This is a genomic window from Paenibacillus sp. OK060 (assembly GCF_900101205.1).
In the GTDB taxonomy this organism is placed as follows: Bacteria; Bacillota; Bacilli; order Paenibacillales; family Paenibacillaceae; genus Paenibacillus; species Paenibacillus marchantiae.
On record NZ_FNFR01000003.1, the window covers coordinates 576,555 to 594,745 of the forward strand.

Annotated in this window: 10 protein-coding genes; all 10 read right to left on the reverse strand. The window is 50.2% G+C overall.

All coding sequences use genetic code 11. The features are described 5' to 3' along the window. Positions 1-2: 2 nt before the first annotated feature. The 10 genes from BLS14_RS14255 to BLS14_RS14300 all read right to left on the reverse strand — a co-directional run bounded on the left by BLS14_RS14255 (position 3) and on the right by BLS14_RS14300 (position 17,644). Entirely contained in the window at positions 3-7,235 is a 7,233-nt protein-coding gene (locus BLS14_RS14255) for an amino acid adenylation domain-containing protein (RefSeq protein ID WP_256336466.1), read from the reverse strand. After that, positions 7,232-8,281, reverse strand: coding sequence for an isochorismatase family protein (locus tag BLS14_RS14260; RefSeq protein ID WP_090952434.1), 1,050 nt, complete (start codon positions 8,279-8,281; stop codon positions 7,232-7,234). Before BLS14_RS14260 ends, BLS14_RS14255 begins: the two co-directional genes overlap by 4 nt. A gap of 78 nt (positions 8,282-8,359) precedes the next feature. Next, positions 8,360-9,973: a (2,3-dihydroxybenzoyl)adenylate synthase gene (locus BLS14_RS14265; protein ID WP_090952673.1), complete on the reverse strand. Its 1,614-nt coding sequence runs from the start codon at positions 9,971-9,973 to the stop codon at positions 8,360-8,362. Between the two features lie 3 nt (positions 9,974-9,976). Continuing rightward, a complete protein-coding gene (dhbC, locus tag BLS14_RS14270; protein WP_090952435.1) occupies positions 9,977-11,311 on the reverse strand; it encodes an isochorismate synthase DhbC in 1,335 nt (444 codons plus the stop codon). A gap of 23 nt (positions 11,312-11,334) precedes the next feature. Beyond that, positions 11,335-12,120 carry a 2,3-dihydro-2,3-dihydroxybenzoate dehydrogenase gene (locus tag BLS14_RS14275; RefSeq protein WP_090952438.1) on the reverse strand — a complete coding sequence of 262 codons (786 nt, stop codon included), beginning with the start codon at positions 12,118-12,120 and terminating at the stop codon, positions 11,335-11,337. 167 nt (positions 12,121-12,287) lie between these two features. Beyond that, positions 12,288-13,148, reverse strand: coding sequence for an alpha/beta hydrolase (locus BLS14_RS14280; RefSeq protein WP_064641626.1), 861 nt, complete (start codon positions 13,146-13,148; stop codon positions 12,288-12,290). 524 nt (positions 13,149-13,672) lie between these two features. Further along, a complete protein-coding gene (locus tag BLS14_RS14285) occupies positions 13,673-14,719 on the reverse strand; it encodes an ABC transporter substrate-binding protein (RefSeq protein WP_090952440.1) in 1,047 nt (348 codons plus the stop codon). Positions 14,720-14,768: 49 nt separating this feature from the next. After that, positions 14,769-15,986, reverse strand: a complete 1,218-nt coding sequence (locus tag BLS14_RS14290) for an ABC transporter substrate-binding protein (protein WP_090952443.1) — start codon at positions 15,984-15,986, stop codon at positions 14,769-14,771. A 272-nt stretch (positions 15,987-16,258) separates the two neighbouring features. Then, positions 16,259-17,008 carry a Bax inhibitor-1/YccA family protein gene (locus tag BLS14_RS14295; RefSeq protein WP_063565881.1) on the reverse strand — a complete coding sequence of 250 codons (750 nt, stop codon included), beginning with the start codon at positions 17,006-17,008 and terminating at the stop codon, positions 16,259-16,261. A 279-nt stretch (positions 17,009-17,287) separates the two neighbouring features. Beyond that, a complete protein-coding gene (locus BLS14_RS14300; protein ID WP_090952446.1) occupies positions 17,288-17,644 on the reverse strand; it encodes a nucleotide excision repair endonuclease in 357 nt (118 codons plus the stop codon). Positions 17,645-18,191 lie beyond the last annotated feature (547 nt).

The following is an 18,191-nucleotide window of genomic DNA, read 5'->3' on the forward strand; positions in this document are numbered from 1 at the left end:
TCCTATTTATGTTGAATTTCACGCTTGTTCAGCTCTTCAAGCTTGGCGGCCAGTGTTCGGCAGATTTCCTCCAGAGGCCCAGGCTGACAGAGGTCTTTGTGACGGCAAGCGATATCATGACGTTCCAAACGGCCCCCGATGTACGCATTCCACATTTCCGGTTCAATCGGGTCGAACCAGTCAGGAATAATGGTGGATCGGAAGAAGATCAGATCCCCCTCGAATCGGGATGGCGTGTAGGCCCCCAAAATCCGTACGGAATTTTCATAGGTCTTCCGCAGCTTCATGATCGTTTCTTCATCCAAACTTGCCAGCGCACTGCCCTCACTGCGCAATATGCGCATAGCCGTTGCCATATCCAGCCGCCCATCTCCAATGCTGTCCGGATCATAACCACCCAATGCCAGTAATGCCGTTAAGGCTTCTTCCTCATCCGGTTCTCCGCGAATCGGCAGATAGTGGCTCGGATACGCATCCAGCATGGCGAGAAACTCCACTTCTTCCCCTTCCGATTGCAGCTGCACCGCCATGGCCTGCGCAACATTGCCTCCGAGAGACCAGCCAAGCAGACGGTAAGGTCCCTCAGGCTGTACCGAGCGGATATGGCGGATGTAGTCTGCTGTCATATCTTCCAGTGTAGACGGAAGTTCCTCGTACTCAGCAATTCCTCTGGCCTGTAACCCATAGAGCGGATATTCCATGCCCAGATGTTTCATCAGCCCAGCATAACACCAGCTAAGTCCTCCTGCAGGATGGACACAGAATATAGGCAGATGCTCCCCATGCGTTCTGAGCGGCAACAGCACTTGAAGCGAGCTTTTTCCGGAATCCGAATCCATCTCCAGTCGCTCCGCTAGTCCCGCTACGGTAGCTGTTTCGAACAAAATGCCGATGCCCGGCTCCCTTCCCATCGCTTCACGAATGCCGCTCATCAAGCGAACAGCCAGTAACGAATGGCCACCCAGCTCGAAGAAACTGTCATCAATACTCACACTCCGCATGCCCAATACTTCGGCAAACAAATCACAGAGGATCTCCTCCTGCGGGTTGCGAGGCGCTCTGCCACCTGTCGTTAATTGCATTTCCGGTGCGGGTAGTGCCTTGCGATCGAGCTTTCCATTAGCTGTAAGCGGCAGGCTCTCCATCGCTACAACCGCAGATGGAACCATATAATCCGGAAGGCTGGCAGACGTATGACGACGCAAGGCAGTCGATTCCGGTATCGTCCCTGTGTCCGAAGCCGGAACGATATAAGCTACAAGACGTTTATCCCCCGGCTGGTCCTCACGGACAATTACAGCAGCCTGGGCCACGCTTGAATGCCTTGCCAGCACCGCTTCAATCTCGCCAAGCTCAATGCGGAATCCCCGTATTTTCACCTGCTGATCCGCCCGCCCCAAATAATCAAGCGAGCCATCATGCAAACGCTTCGCCAGATCTCCTGTCCGGTACATACGTGTGCCTGGTGGACCGTATGGATCAGCAACGAATCGCTCAGCTGTAAGATCAGGTCGATTCCAATAACCACGAGCCAGACCCTCTCCGGCTACATACATCTCTCCTGTTACTCCTGTTGGTACAGGCTCAAGCTGATCATCCAACACATATACCCGAAGATCCGGTATGGCGCATCCAATCCAGCTGCTCGCGCCTTCCGTAGAACTGCCTGCATGCAGTTCCTGGTAGCTGACATGAACCGTCGTCTCAGTGATGCCATACATATTGATGAGTTTTGGCACATCATCAGCGTGGCGTTCATACCAGTCATCCAAGCGCCCAAGCTCCAGTGCCTCGCCTCCAAAAATGACATAACGGAGTGCAAACTGCTGTCCCCAAGCCGGATTTTCTCGGTCAGCCTGCATGAGTTGATAGAATGCGGATGGCGTCTGGTTCAATACGGTCACCTTTTGCTCAGCAAGCAACTGCAGGAACGTTCCAGGTGAACGGCTGATCTCATGAGGAACAACGACTAATCTCCCTCCATGCAGCAGCGGTCCCCAGATTTCCCAGACGGAGAAGTCAAATGCATAGGAGTGGAACAAGGTCCACACATCACTCGCGTCAAAATGGAACCAGTGCTGCGTGGCATCCAATAAACGGATGACATTGGCATGCGGAATAACGACCCCTTTGGGCTTGCCTGTCGAACCCGAGGTATAGATCATGTAAGCCGGACTCAGAGGTGTTACACGCCCATTGCGTTCACTATCTGCAGGGTTTCGATCATCCAGCATCTCCAATTGCTGCAAAGTATGCAAATCGTCCATATTAATACACTGAATTTCTGCCACCTGCGGAAGCAAGGTGTATACCTCTGTACTCGTTACCATTACTTTCGGTGCTGCATCTGTCAGCATATGTGTCAACCGATCTGCCGGATAATTGGGGTCAAGCGGCAGATAAGCGGCCCCTGCTTTTAGCACGGCGAGAATGCCCACAACCATTTCAACAGAACGAGGCAAGGCCAGTGCTACCATTTGTTCCGGTGCCACGCCTTGAGCGATCAGTAATCTGGCAAGCTGATTGGCTCTTGCATTCAGCTCCCTGTAATTCAAGGTGATATCCTCACAGGTCATGGCAGTCGCTTCCGGATGAGCCGCTGCTTGTATTTCAAAGCGCTCGGCTATGGTCAGTTGTGCATCCTCACTCAGCGTAAAGGACCATTCTTTTTCAAGCTGGGCCTGCTCTGTTGGGGTCACGACATGAAATCTGCTGATTCGCTCATCCAACTGCTGCACTGCATCTTCAAGCACCTGCATCAATCGGACCACAAGTTCACCTGCAGTAGACTCCCGGAAGAGATCTGCACTATATTCCAGCACACCTTCAATTCCGCCTGGAGACCCGTTATGCTCACGCTGCTCTGTCAGCTCAAGGGTTAGATCAAATTTGGATGAACCCACACCATGAATGCGGGTTTCCGCCGCAATATCCGGTAGATCAAGACGAATATCCGGTGTATTTTGCAGAACAAGCATCACTTGGAACAGCGGATGTTTGGAACGCGACCGAGGCGGATTTAATACTTCAACCAACCGTTCAAAGGGCAGATCCTGATGTTCATATGCAGCCAGGTCGACTTCCCGCACACGAGCCAGCAGCTCACGGAATGTTGGATCACCTGAAGTATCTGTGCGCAGCACAAGGGTGTTAATGAACATACCCACGACTTCATCCAGCGCATCATCGCTCCGTCCGGCAATCGGTGTTCCTATCGCGATATCCGTTCCTGCACCCATTCGGGTAAGCAGCAAGGACAGTGCCGAGTGCAGCACCATGAACAGGCTGACTTTATTCTCACGTGCGATGATCATCAATTGCTCATGCAAACGTTGACTGATCGTAAAAGGCACTGACCCACCGCGATAACTGGACACGACTGGACGTGCGTAATCCGTAGGGAATGTAACCTGCTCCGGTAAATGGGCCAGCTGGTTGCTCCAGAATTCCATCTGTCTTGCAATCAGACTGTCCTGCTGGTTCTCATTCCCTAGCAATCTCTCCTGCCACACCGCATAGTCGGCATATTGAATGCGCAGCGGCTCCCAGGCAGGTGAAGAACCCCGCAAGCGTGATGCATAAGCCACCGACAGATCGCGGATGAGCGGTGACAATGACCATCCATCCCCGGCAATATGATGCAGCAGCAACAACAGCCCATGCTCATCAGCGCCGATTCTGAACAACTCGGCACGAATGCCTGGTTCAGTGGAAAGCTGGAAACTGTAGCGTGACGCTTCTGTCAGAAGCTCGGGAAGCTCCTGCTCCGTAGCAGCGGTTATATTCAATTTCACTTTGACGTCAGCAGCATTCAGAATATGCTGGCTCGCAGAACCCATTTCAGGCGGATACAACGTTCGTAATGTCTCATGACGGTCTACAATATCCTGCAGGGCGTTCTCCAGAGCATCCGTATCCAGCTTCCCGGCCAACCGGGCAACCAGCGGAATGTTATACGTCGGATTGGCGCCTTCCAGACAATACATGAACCACAACCTCCGCTGGGCAAAGGAGAGCGGAAGCTCCCCCTGACGTGAAACAGGCTGAATAACAGGTCTCACCGATTTCGCCTGATCCAATCGTTTGGCTAGGCCTGCGGCGGTTGGAGCTTCAAATACACTGCCAATCGTTAGATCTGCACCGAATACATCACGGATACGTGCTGTAATTCGTCCAGCCAGCAGGGAGTGCCCACCCAGTTCAAAGAAATCATCGTCAATGCCCACACGACCAACACCAAGAATCTCAGCGAACAGACTGCACAGAATTTCTTCTTGTGGCGTGCGCGCCTCCCGTCCATTGGCATTGGACAGCAAAGTAGGCACAGGAAGCTGTTTGCGATCGATCTTTTTATTCGGTGTCAACGGCATCTCGGGCAGTAGTGTGAATGCAGCAGGCACCATGTAATCCGGCAACGCATCCGCCACGTAAGCTCTTAGTTCTGCCAGATCCATACGATTCTCGAGTTCAGACTCACCCACTACGTACGCTGCCAATCGCTGGTTTCCCGGTTGGTCTTCGCGAGCCATGACCGTGACCTGAGCTACGCCAGGATACCTGAAGATTACCGATTCAATCTCGCCCAGTTCTATCCGGAAACCTCTAATTTTGATCTGATGATCTGCACGACCCAAATAATCGATAGAACCATCCGGCAGCCATTTCGCCAAATCTCCTGTACGGTACATCCGACTGCCTGGCTGACCGAAGGGATTGGCTACAAAGCGTTCTGCGGTCAGATCAGGCCTGCCCAAATACCCGCGCGCAAGCCCTTCGCCTGCGATATAGAGTTCCCCTACTACACCCGAGGGTACTGGCTTTAAGCCTTGATCCAGCACATATAGCTGTGTGTTGCGAACCGGACCACCAATCGACGGTTTCCCCATCACCCCTGTGCCGAACGAGGCAGCCGTGGAATAAATGGTTGTCTCGGTTGGGCCGTACTGGTTATTGACGTGACACCCCAATTCCTGCAAAGAAAGCTTCAGTTCCTCCGTCAGCGCCTCTCCTCCGGTAATCACGGTTAGCCCATCGAATCGTCCTGGGCGGCTCGTCACCAAAGACTGCCATAACGTAGGCGTAGCCTGCATGATGGTGGTTCCCAGCTCTCTCATCTTCCCAGCCAGAGCTACCGGATCAAGAATCGTCTCTTTGTGTGCAATATCCAGCCGGGCACCCGTCGTAAGCGGCAGAAATACTTCCAGTACGGATATGTCAAAAGCAATCGTAGTCACCGACAGCCAGTGGTCCTGCGGACCAACCTGTAGTCTCGTCTTCATATCCTCAAGCAGATTCGCCAGCCCCAAATGGGTTACGGCTACGCCCTTGGGCTTACCTGTGGAGCCTGAAGTGTAGATAATATACGAAGGATTGAGCAGAGAAGCTGTACTTGTCGAATCATCACCTTCGGGATTACTTCCAGGCCGGCGACTCACTGCCGTAGCAGTATTCGGTTCATCCATGATCATCATCGGTACACTGGATGTTGTCGGTAGACTGGAAACATGGTCCATCACCGTCACCACACAAGCAGGCTTGGCATCAGCCAACATGTAGATCAGACGCTCTTCGGGATAGTCAGGGTCAAGCGGCACATAGGCGGCCCCCGTTTTGTGGACAGCCACAATGGCGATGACCACTTCGAGCGAACGAGGCAGAGCAATGGCCACCCGCTGTTCCGGTCCTGCCTGATATCGTTGTATCAATTCATGAGCCAACTGATTCGCTCGTTCATTCAGCTCCGCATATGTCAGGGACTCCCCTTCGAATGTCAGCGCCGTTGCAGAAGGTGTGCGGCGGACCTGCTGTTCAAACAGTGCTGCTGAATTGCTATCGGCCGTCACCCCTCCCGTTCCATTCCATGTCACCAATACTTGTTCACGTTCGGCAGGGAGCAGCAAGTCCAGTCGTCCCACCGTCTCCATGCCTTCCTGCATTACCAAGTTCAGCAGCTGCATATAACGAAGCTGATGGTTCTGCAGTTCGGAATCATTGTAGATAGACGGATTCGCATCAAAATCAATACTCAGCCCATGACCATGCCCTTGGTCCACCACATGAATGGACAGATCGTCTACCGGGCCCGTGGACAGGTTGTGAATCATGCCGCGCTGCCCTGCAAAGTTTAATTCATGGTGGAATGGCATGACATTAATCATGGGTCCGAACAGGCGACGATTCTCTCCAAGCAGCTTCAGATCACGCCGCAGATCCTGGTGCCGATAGCGTTGATGCTTGCGTACCGCCCGAATCTCCTGGACAACCTGTTTCAGCAACTCTGACACGGTCAGATTTGAATCTACGTTGATACGCAGCGGAAGTACATTCATGACCATACCCGGAACCCGCAAGGATGTTGATCCCAATCGGCACATCACGGGCAGGGCCAGCACAACATCGGTCGCCCCTGTCATTCGGTGTACGTAAATGGCTGTTGCCGCTACAAACAAATCCGGCCAGGTCACACCGAACCTTGCCGCTGCCGCCTGCATTTGCTCGCGCTGCGGCTGTGTAAGCAGACCGCTCTGTCTCAGGAAGTAGGTAGAGGTTCGCGGAGCCCGTTCCCCCAGACTGACAACATCCGGTTCATCAGCATATCGATCCATCCAGAACTGACGATCCTGCTCTTTGTCCACGGAGCCAAGATAAGCCTCGTCTTCCTGAAGTACAGCCGTCAATGAGCCAAACGACGCCCCCTGCTGGACTTGATCTACACCTTCTCCTCTTACCCTTGCAGAGTATAGGCTCGCCACCCTGCGGGTAATCAGCGAAACGCCGTATCCGTCAATCGCGATATGATGGATGCGCTGGTACCAGTAATAACAATCATGGCTCAGCTGGAACAATGCCTCCGTGAAGAGTGGACCTGTCGCCAGATTGACGGGATTGGCCAGATCATTTTTCATCCAGGCCAGTGCTGCTGTGTGGGGCTCCGGTTCCTCCCTCACGTCGATGACATGAAATGTCCAATGATCCGGGTTGCTGTTCAAAGACTGCCATGGACCTTGTTCATTTTCGCCATAAACCATATTCAGCGATTCTGCTTCCGAAACGGTCTGTCGCACACTTTCTTCGAATCGTCCGGTGTCTACACTACCCTCGATGACCACATACTCGGCGGTATTGTACATCGGATTGTCCGGATTCAACTGCTGAGCGAACCAGATGCCTGACTGTGCAGAGGACAGGGGCCAAGCCGTGTCCCGACTGTGCGACGTATGCACGGCCCCGCTCAAAAGTAGTCTCCGTTCGGAAGCACCTTATTTTGGGCCTTATCAAGCAATGCTGCCCATGCAGCCAATGTAGGCAGCTCCGCCAGATCCACGAACGTTACCCCCGCTCCTTCCACTCGAAAGCGCTCAGCCAGACTCATAATACGAATGGAATCCAGTCCCCACATCTGAATCAGATCATCGTGCTCTCCAATGTTGCCAGGCTGCTCCTGGAGCATCTCTCCAACCTGATTTCTCAATGCTTCCAACGTGACTTGTTCAACGCCATGACTTCCGTCCTGAATTGGCTCTGCTGCGGATGCCGTTTGCTGCTCAGCCTCCAATACAGCCACCTGAGCAGATGCAGCATAGGAGCGCTCCCCTTGCTCACCCACTTCGGATTTCAGTGCTCCTTCATTTCCGTCAGCGGCAGAATCATTTAGAGATTCAAGTAAACGTCCGGTTGTCAGTGTTACCGCGCACCGTTCTGCTGCATACGTCAGGGCCATGCGATGTTTTTCCACCGAAAAATCAGCTACTGCATCCGCCACCAGGAACGCCTGAATGTCTCTCATAAAGGCTTCGCAAGAGGTCATCAGACATCCGATATGAGCATAAATGCCGCAGACGATCAGTTGATCACGACCATCCCGCTGCATTAGTTCGAACAGTTCTGTTTTCTGGAAGGCGCTATATCGCCATTTGGTCATGAACGTATCCTGGGGAGCGGGTGCGAGCGCATCAATAATTTCTTTTTGCACAGGTCCTCCATCAATTCCCGCACCCCAAAAGTCCAGCTGTAACCCACGCTGCTCCGGAGTCTGTCCGCCCGGTTGTGCGGAGTAGACCACCGGAATGCCCAGCTCATGACACTTTGAACGAAGTTGTGAAATATGATCGATCAGCTCCACAACAGGGGATTGCCCTGCCGTAAAGGCGTTCATAAAATATTGCTGCATATCATGGATCAGGAGTACCGAGCGCTTCGTATCCGGTGTCCATGTTACCTTGTTGACAGGAAGCTCCGACTCTACAGGCATTGCATAGGGTTGAATCTTTGGAAGTGCCATGAATATCCCTCTTTTCAGCTTTATTTATCACAATCATGTTCATCACTGCGCTGTAGTGCTATCTATCAGTCGTTACAATCAGGATATGGGCTGTTTAGCCGTAATCATCTCACGCAACGCCTTTTTGCTTACTTTGCCAACTTGAGTTTTGGGAAAAGACTGCACAAACTCAATCCGATCCGGTATTTTATAGCTCGCCAGGCCCCGGTTACGCAGAAAAGATTTCACTTCGGCAGCTGACGGAGCTTCACCGCTCGGCACGATAAATGCACAGGAGCGCTCGCCCAGATATTCATCCGGCATGGATACTAATGCCGCATCATGTACGGCAGGATGGGCCAGCAGATGATTTTCCACTTCCTCGGCAGCCACTTTGTCACCGCCACGGTTGATTTGATCCTTCGCCCGTCCTTCCACAACGAGATATCCATCAGCCGTAAGACTGGCAATATCTCCGGTACGATAGAAACCGTCCGTGGTAAACGATCTGGCATTATGCTCCTCAGCCTTGTAATAACCACGAATTGTATAAGGCCCTCGTGTCAGTAAATGCCCCGAATGTCCCTGTTCCACATCCATGTCCTCGTCATCCACAATTCGTACTTCGTCATACGGAGACATCGGCTTGCCCTGAGTGTTAACAATGACATGCAACGGATCATCCAGACGGGTGTAGTTCACCAGCCCCTCCGCCATGCCGAACACTTGCTGTAAGGTGCAGCCTAGGACGGGTTGAACACGTGCAGCCACCTCGGCGCTGAATTTGGCTCCACCAACCTGAAGCACCTCAAGTGAAGGAAGTTTAATCCCCCGGGTAGCCGCCGCATTCAACCATATGAGTGCAAGTGGTGGTACAAGAGCCGTTATGGTTACCTTATGGCGCATAATTAGTGGAAAAGCTTCATCCGGGCTGGACCCGCGTGACAGTACAATGGTTCCACCCGCATACAGCGTACCCAGAAAGCCGGGTGAGCTCATGGGATAGTTATGTGCTATAGGCAGAACGGCCAGGTAGACACTATCTGGGGTAAGTCCGCAGACTTCCACACTTCTCCGCAAACTATAGATGTAGTCATCATGAGTGCGGGGAATCATTTTGGACAGCCCGGTACTTCCACCAGACAACTGTAGAAAAGCAACATCCGAAGAAACTGGCTCATCCGGCAGTGTGACTGGTGCTGTATAAACATCCTCCAAAGCCGTAAATCGCCCCGCTTCTCCCGCCACGAATACATGCCGAAGTCCCGGAACCTCTGCCTGAACCTCTTCGGCCAGTGTGCGGTAATCAAACCCTCCATCCTGATCAGGTATCACGTATGCTACGGCCTCAGAGAAACGGGCAAAATACGTAATCTCACTCTTCCGATGTAAGGGAAGTGCATATACAGGCAGTGCACCAATGCGGAATAAGGCAAAACACACCTCGATAAACGCCGTAATATTGGGCAGCTGGATAATAACTCGATCATGCTGTCGTATTCCTTTGGCATATAAGCCAGCGGCCAGACGATCCACCCGATCGTTCAGCTCCGCATAGGTTAATTGTTGTTCACCACTGATAACGGCTACTCGATTGCCATATAGTTCTGCGCGCTGGCGGAGCATTTCTCCAAACGTAATTCCTTCCCAGCAGCCTTCCTGACGATAACGTTCGGCAACTTCCTCAGGCCAGGCCTGAAATCCTGACAGCATCATTCATTCCTCCTTCATACTGGACACAGATGAATCCAAACCCATGGCGAGCAGCATTGTTCCGAATTTCGCTGAGGTCTCTGCCAGCTCCGCTTCGGCTGTAGAACCTGCCACAATACCCGCGCCAGCGAACAGTTTAAGCGTATTCCCTTCCACTTCCGCACATCGGATCGTTACAGCCCACTCGCCGTCACCCTCACTGTCACACCAGCCCACCATGCCGGTGAATAATCCCCGTTCAAACGGTTCCTGTTCTCGGATGGCTTCCCGAGCGGCCTGTACAGGCGTTCCACAAATTGCTGGTGTAGGGTGGAGAGCAAACGCAAGTTCCAGTGATGATGTGTTCACATCAGCAAGCTCCCCGTGAATTTCCGTAGATAAGTGCCACATGGTTCGTGTTTGGATCAAGGAGGGTTCTGCCGGGACGGATAGCTGCTTACACAACGGACGCAGCGCTTCCGCCACAGCCTCAATGACTACTGCATGTTCATGGCGATCTTTGGCGGAAGCCAGCAGTGCTTTTGCACGGCGACGGTCCTCAGCCGGATCATCACTCCGGGCAGCAGACCCAGCGAGTGGATTGGCTCTCACTTTGGACCCTTTCCGGGTAACCAGCAATTCGGGACTCGCTCCGATATAAGTCCGATGAGTTTCTTTTTCCGCCTCCACATAAGCGCGTTTATTCGTTGTTATATCACCTTTTGCTAGAGAGAGTTTTGTCATCGGAACAGCAAATGTATATCCGTGTGTGTTATCCCTGAACAAATTACGGAGTAACTGATGTGTGTCCACAATTGTCTGTGAAGTCACATGCAGCGTACGGGATAACACAACTTTGTGGAGATCGCCTTGATTCAGATCCATCAAAACGTTGTTTACGCTTTGCTGAAATATGGCTCCGGCAGGTTCTTCACGTACCGCGCAACCCACCGCGGCTGGACGTTTTTCCACCAATGCTCTGGAGTCCGGGGATAGGGGTTCAGCCCATTGGATCTTTTCTGGTACGAATAGCTCTGCAGAAGAATGTATCGGATCGAACGGAATGGCGCCGACCACAATCGGTTTCGTTTGGCCCGAGCGTCTCGCCTTTTCCATCAACTGCTCCATCCGGTTAATGAAAAGCTGCGTTTCTTCCTTCCGCTTTTGTTCAGTAACATTAACCGCGCCCATGGAATCCGTTGTATTCCCTTCCGATACCTCCATGGCAGACCATCGGATCTGTTCCCCTTGAGCTAACAGGGTATGTTGCGGTGAAGACCAGAAAAAGGACGTCCCCTCTCGATATTGTTCCAGAAGGTGTAAGGCGGAAGTTGCAGCAACCGTACCCGCTTTTGACATGATTATCATCTCCTTATCTTGATTCAGGCACCTAGCGTGGCGCCTCCGTCCACACACAAGTTATGCATCGTAATATGTCTAGCCTGATCCGATACCAAAAAAAGCACACTATCCGCTATATCCGATGGCAACGCCAGCCTGTTCAGTGGTATGCCCAGTCGGTATGCTTGCTGGGAACCCGCGATAACTGCCTGTGCTCCCTGCTCATCCGCCCACAATGCACGCTGCATATCGGTATCCGTCGAACCTGGAGATACAATGTTACAGCGGATATGATCTGAGGCGTATTCAAGAGCCAAACATTTGGTGAACATGGTTGAAGCCGCTTTGGAGGCTACGTAGGCGGACATATGCATCCGGGGCACACCAGAAGCATTTGAACCGACAGTAACGATCGCCCCCGACTGACGTTCGGCCATGTATCGCACCACAGCACGTGACATGTAAAATACACCATGTGTATTCACGTCAAAAGTTCTTGTCCACTCTTCATCGCGAAGCTCACTCACAGCCCCCGTGTATAGTACTCCCGCTGCATTCACCAGAATGCCAATCGGACCTAATGTCTCCTCAATACGCTGGATTGCATCTTCGACGAATTGACGATTAGATATATCCACAGGACAGGCTGTTGCTTGATAACCCTGACTATGCAGATCTGTGACCAGTTGATTCAACTGATCCTCTCGTATGTCGACAGCTGCAACAATAGCGCCCTGCTCGGCAAGCAATCTCGCCACGGCTGCACCGATGCCTTGCGCAGCACCGGTGACTACGGCTACTTTTCCATCAATCCCTGTGTAACTCACTCCTGTTCCTCCCTTGCATTACTGCTCCCTCTCCTATTGGAGAGATATGTTAGCCTGCTGAACCTGATTGGATCATCCGTAAATCCGTCACATTTCGGTCCACTTGCCTTTCGCCCAATCTCCCATACCGATACCTCTGATTGAGAAATACTGTCGTCTCTTTCCTCCTATGACTCCGGGCTGCAGGCAAAACGCATCGTACGACTAATCAGAAACGGCAATACGGATACATGGTTTTCTTCTTCAAACTCGGTATATTTAATGTCCAGACCGGGCTGATTCAGCGCAGACAACCGTTCTGTAAGACTCGAAGCCTTATCATTGTTGCGCGCAGGATGTGTCTTCTCCTGTTCACCCATGCCAATCCACACCTTGACGTTCACGGGATGCTGCTCCAGCCGTGCGACAAATTCCTGTTCCTCCGCCAGCATGACGTTCTGATTCCAGTGAAGCGAAGGGCTGCCCGCAATGTAATAGCGAAAAGCTTCCGGTTTCTTGAACAGCGTATGCAACACGAACAATCCACCAAGGGAATGACCAAAAATAGCCTGTCTGCTCCGATCAATCCTGAACTGCTGTTCCATATCCGGCTTCAGCTCTTCTTCAATAAACTGCAAGAATTCATCGGCTCCACCCTGTTTTGGTAAAGGTGTTCCATCCGAATTCTGGGTATATTCCGTTGTGGTCTGCGGGGTAAAGTCATAGTAACGGTGCGGTGAAAAAGGACCGGCCGTTGGATACCCGATGCCAACAACAATGGCCGGAAGTGCTCCGGTCTTCTCCGGTCTGCGGCCCTGTACACGGACGGCTTCGACCATCGTGCCAAACACCGAGTTGGCATCCAGTAGATAGATCACCGGATATCCCGAAGGCGGTGGTGCTTCTGCCGGTTGGAATACCATGATCTGATAGGCATGATTGCCGTTGCGCGATTTCATGGTCCATTGTTCGGCACGGGGAATCTGTACTGTACTGCGTGCGATATGTTCAAGGGTGCCAGATGCGGGTTGATTGGGCTGAAACGTCATTACGGATGGTTCCTCCTCGTTGTTCTGCGTATATAAGTTGAATATTGAATTACACATACACTCCACCGTCAGAATAACCTTCCAATCGCTGTTATCTCCAGATTTCCTCTATCCCCTCTTATAAAGGGAGAAATCCGGAGATAGCCTATGCTTTCGACGTAGCTTTCTTTCAGAAAGCTTTCAGGCGAACGCTTCGCTTCTCCAGGTTTTTTCTGACGTCTCCGTTTCTGTGTAGTTCATAAACTCAACTTATACTGTTATGTTTAATAATATTATTGAAATGTATGAGATTGATTCTCATTACCAATTATAAGAGAGTAAATCCGGCTGTCCCATGGACGATATCCAGAAATGATTTTGATTATCTCCATATTTCCACATTTCTGTAACCGACTTGGTTACCCCTCAAAATAAAAAAACTCCCTCACGGAATACCTGAAACGCTGGAATTTGTCCGGCTTCTGGCACTCCGCAGGGAGCTACATTTCTCATATTTCGATCAATACATCAATGGATTGTCTCTATTATTGGGTCAACGCCTTCAGCGTGTCGTCAATGACATGACCATAAGCAATCAATCCACCGCCCAGCCACGGAGCTGGCTCTACTGCGTACACATTTCCAGCTTTAACGGCTGGCATGCTGTTCCATACTTTGGTATCCGTCATTTCCTTCATGCTCCCCGGACCCTGTTCCACCGTGAAAATAAAGTCGGCATCAATCTCAGGCAACACCTCGGTCGATACCGTTGCGCTGTTCTCCGTTTGTACCAGTGTTGGCTTTCCAAGCCCCAATTGGTGATATACCACGTAACCACTAAAGTAGTTACCACCCATCATGCTGATCCCGCGAGGTGCAAAACGAATGATCGCTGCTTTCTTGCCTTCGGTAACTTTGGCGAGCTTGGCCTTAGCATCATCTACCTTCGCATGATATGTTGCAATGGCTTTTTCGGCCTCAGCCGTTTTGCCCAGCAGATCACCGATCACCTGCAAAGACTTCTCTACATCACCCGAAGCATTCGTAAATACGTAGGTTGGTGCAATTTTCGAATAACTCTCATATACACCGTTCTCAGCATATTGGGCCGTGTGTAGAATAATAAAATCCGGATTGTACGCCATTAGTGCTTCAGGAGAAGGCAAACCACTGGAGAAATCCAGTGTTGGCACTCCGCTCAACTGGTCCTTAAGGTAAACATGGCCTTGCGTACCACTTGCCCACTGAGCTACCGGTTTAACGCCTATCGTCAGCAGAGAGTCTTCCAGATAAGGTGCAAAAACACGCTCCGTATGCTCAGGAACGATAACATCATGTCCCAGATCATCTTTGACAGTTCGTTCTCCTTTGGTTTGTTCCGTGTTCTCTTCGGTTACAGCAGTCCCTGATGAGGCCGTGGTGGAAGCCTCCGTTGTTGGCTGCTCTTTCTGTGCTTCTCCCTCAACTTCTGATTTTGAACCACAGGCAGACAGCAGACCCGTAATCAATACCAGTACGAGCAAGGCCGAGAAACCGGTACTACGAAATGGACGAACGGAACTTTGTCCGTTACCTTTTTTCTGTTGAAACATGACATATCCCCCTTGATAAACATTCTCATTTAGATAGATGGATTATATGTCATGTAGCCCGGGAATCACCATGGACGTTATCCAGATATACATTTGGACAATATCCCGTGAAAATCAGGAGCGCTTCATCCAGCATGCGCATCACGCCTACGGCAGAGTAGTCAAACCATGGGTCACCTGTGATCAGATGAATCTGGTATTGCCTTACTGCCTTAAGCTGACGCCATACCGGCGAGTGCTGTAGACTAAGCCAATACGCCCTCGATGCGGCCTCAGGACACACCATAACAAGAATCCGATCTGGATTTAGCGCAGCCAGTTGTTCCAATGTTAACCGTGTGTTGGCCTGAACATCGGGAAACGTCTCCAGTTGTAATCCATTATTGTACAACACCTCTTCAATGCCCGGATTTCGATACAGATAAAGGTGCTGACCATACACCCGGACAACGATGACCTTCTCTCGCCCCACTTTCTGTTTTACGGAATCCCGTGCCTTCTCGACTCGCTGATTGTATACGCTAATCCACTGCTCTGCCTGTTCTTCCCGCTCCAAAAAAGCAGCAATCATGCGTAACTGCGCACGCCAATCCAAGTGATACTTCGGTACAAAACAACAAGGTGCAATCTCAGCCAGTTTGGCCTGATCCTGATCACTGATCTGATCCGTACCGACAATAGCGTCCGGCCGGATATGAACCAAACGCTCCACGTTGGCTTCAAATCTCAAGCTGGTATACGGGTCTGTCAGTCTCAAGTGTGACTGAATCTCTGTTCGGTGCGCGTTATAATAATAAGCGGTCCATTTGGGGTCAATCGGCGCAGCGACAGGCATGACATTAAGCGCCAGCAGCTGTCCAATAATGCTGGAGGAGCAGGTGGCGATGCGTATTCTCGCATTTTTGGCATAATCCGAAGGAGATACGCCCACTTCTTTTTTAAATTTGCGGCTGAAATAATACTCATCGCTATAGCCCACTCTCAGCGCGATTTCACGAAGTTTGTATCCTGTTTCTTTCAGATATCGTTTCGCACGATTGATGCGAAGATCGGTCAGATATTCCATTGCACTCTGCCCGTAGGTCTTCTTGAACAGGTCCACGAAATATTTCGCACTGATATTGGCTTTGTGGGCGAGATCCGCAATAGACAATGGTTCGTCATAGTGCTCATCCATATATACTTTTACCTTGGCAAGATCCGTCTTGGGACTGCGGCCGGCAACGGGTAAGTGCGCAGGGGTCTGCGAATCATTTTCCAGTAACATGAGGCCACTCCTTTCGATCTGCTTGATCGGTTTGATATGAAATGTACAGGGCAATACAGCCGGTACTATATTAGACTAACGAAAATGATAATCATTATCAATTAAAATATCACATTCTTTTCCATACAGTCAATCCATATATGGAAGAATGTACACAGTTCGATGTTAAGACAATCCCGTAAAAGGCAAAAAAGCTAACTGCGTGTTTTGGGCACGAGTTAGCTTTTGATGACGAATTTTGCAACATTAAGTTTGTAAAAATTTGAATTGAATTAATCCCGGCTCCGCAGCTTGCCGAGTAGACGAATAATTTCTAGATACAGCCATACCAGCGTAACCATCAATCCAAATGCACCGTACCACTCCATATATTTCGGAGCACCGTTGTCGGCACCACTTTCAATAAAATCAAAATCAAGTACCAGATTCAGTGCGGCCACAATGACGATGACGACAGAAATGCCGATTCCGATCAGGCTGTTGTCATGCAGATAGGGAACGGTAATCCCGAAAAAACCAAGAACAAAACTGAGGAGATACATAATCATGATACCTCCGGTTGCTGCGACAACCCCCAGCTTGAAATTCTCCGTAGCTTTGATCAATCTTGTCTTGTATGCCATCAACAGAGCAATAAAGACGGCCATGGTCAGCAAAGCAGCTTGCAGCGTAATGCCGTTATACAAGTATTCATACGTAGCCGAGAGTGCTCCGAGGAACATCCCTTCCGCAACGGCATAGATCGGCACAAGGTAAGGCGCCGCAACAGGTTTAAATGAAATAATCAATGCGAGGATAAATCCGACGATCGCCCCTCCATATGCAAGAGGAAGCACTTCCTGCCCATTGAAAAACATCATCCAAGATGCAAATGCACTGCCCAGCAGGATTACCAGCGTAATAAACGCCTTGTTTACCGTACCGTTAATCGTCATTCTAGTCTGATATCGATCATCTCCATAGCCTCTGGAGTCTTCAAACGTACTATCTTTGAGTGTGGGGTTACCGCTACGTCCGATCAAAACAATCACCTCTTCTATGTATTTGGTTAATCCTGTACTACCATCTCTACGTTCTACATTGCCATTTCTACGAACTACATATTAAATTGCATATTGAAAATATAAATTCTAATGCTTCCAGGCAGACGTGGGATGCAATCCGGAGATCACATCCTTGTCTGTTGACGCAAGGCATGGGCTATATGTCCCAAAACTTTGCGAAGAATACTTTACGCTTTATTCAGCACTTTCCATCATTTGATTCCAATTCTTATCGCTCTTGGGGCATATTCGAGATACTTATTTGTACAACACTTTATCTATATTGTATTTCGCACGCATCGTGTTGATGATATAGGTCTCGTAAATTTCGCGATCTACCGGATCTTCAATAACGCACACTTCAATGGTGGTTACTTCCTCGCGGTGTGACTTCATTGGTGATACGGTATCTTCAAAATGTTTCTTGATGCGCGGTCTTAATTTTCGTGCTTTCCCGACAAATAACAACTCATCAGCGGCATTGTAAAACATAAAGATACCGCCCTGTTCCCGTGTAATCAGGTGGAAATCGGTGAATCCGTAGATGTGGCTGAGCTGTGGATCAGCCTGCTTCGTGATGGTGACATCTGGTGTTGGCACAGTAATATTAATCAATAGGTTCACTTCCTCATTATCTATAGGTTTACATCCTATCATATATTATAAAGGGAAACCATTTCATTAATAAGAAGCAAGATTCAAGCTTTTTTCAACTATTACGACAAATATTTCAAAAAAAAGGTTAACTTCCCTGATTCAAAGTGGTACTATAGGGGTATGAGGAAGAATTTGGGCACTAAGACATATGTCTTTATATCTACTTCCGTCTATTGTACCCTATGATTGATCATCTTTTTCATACTGAATTCTGTTACGTGCGCACGACAAGAGTACAGTTAGCAAGAACCTAGCCTTATAGTGTTACGATTCATCATCTATTCGACCCTTGCAGCAAGCAAACGTAGAAAGATCCTAGATTTACGAAGATAGTATAGAACTGGATTGACCTAGAAAGCCTGCAATTATAGCCGTACGAGAGTAAATAGACACACGTAGAAGGACAGATAGCTATCGATCCTAGAGAGACTAGTCATGCAACGCCAACCTAGAAAGTTATAAGCAGCAGCACTATAAAAGATGGATCACGTTTCACCCCAGCCCG

Coding starts and splice junctions, on each gene's coding strand:
- BLS14_RS14260 (WP_090952434.1), bottom strand. CDS start 8,281: ATGGCACTTCCAAAGATTCAACCCTATGCAATGCCTGTAGAGTCGGAG.
- BLS14_RS14285 (WP_090952440.1), bottom strand. CDS start 14,719: ATGTTTCAACAGAAAAAAGGTAACGGACAAAGTTCCGTTCGTCCATTT.
- BLS14_RS14290 (WP_090952443.1), bottom strand. CDS start 15,986: ATGTTACTGGAAAATGATTCGCAGACCCCTGCGCACTTACCCGTTGCC.
- dhbC (WP_090952435.1), bottom strand. CDS start 11,311: ATGTCAAAAGCGGGTACGGTTGCTGCAACTTCCGCCTTACACCTTCTG.
- BLS14_RS14265 (WP_090952673.1), bottom strand. CDS start 9,973: ATGCTGTCAGGATTTCAGGCCTGGCCTGAGGAAGTTGCCGAACGTTAT.
- BLS14_RS14280 (WP_064641626.1), bottom strand. CDS start 13,148: ATGACGTTTCAGCCCAATCAACCCGCATCTGGCACCCTTGAACATATC.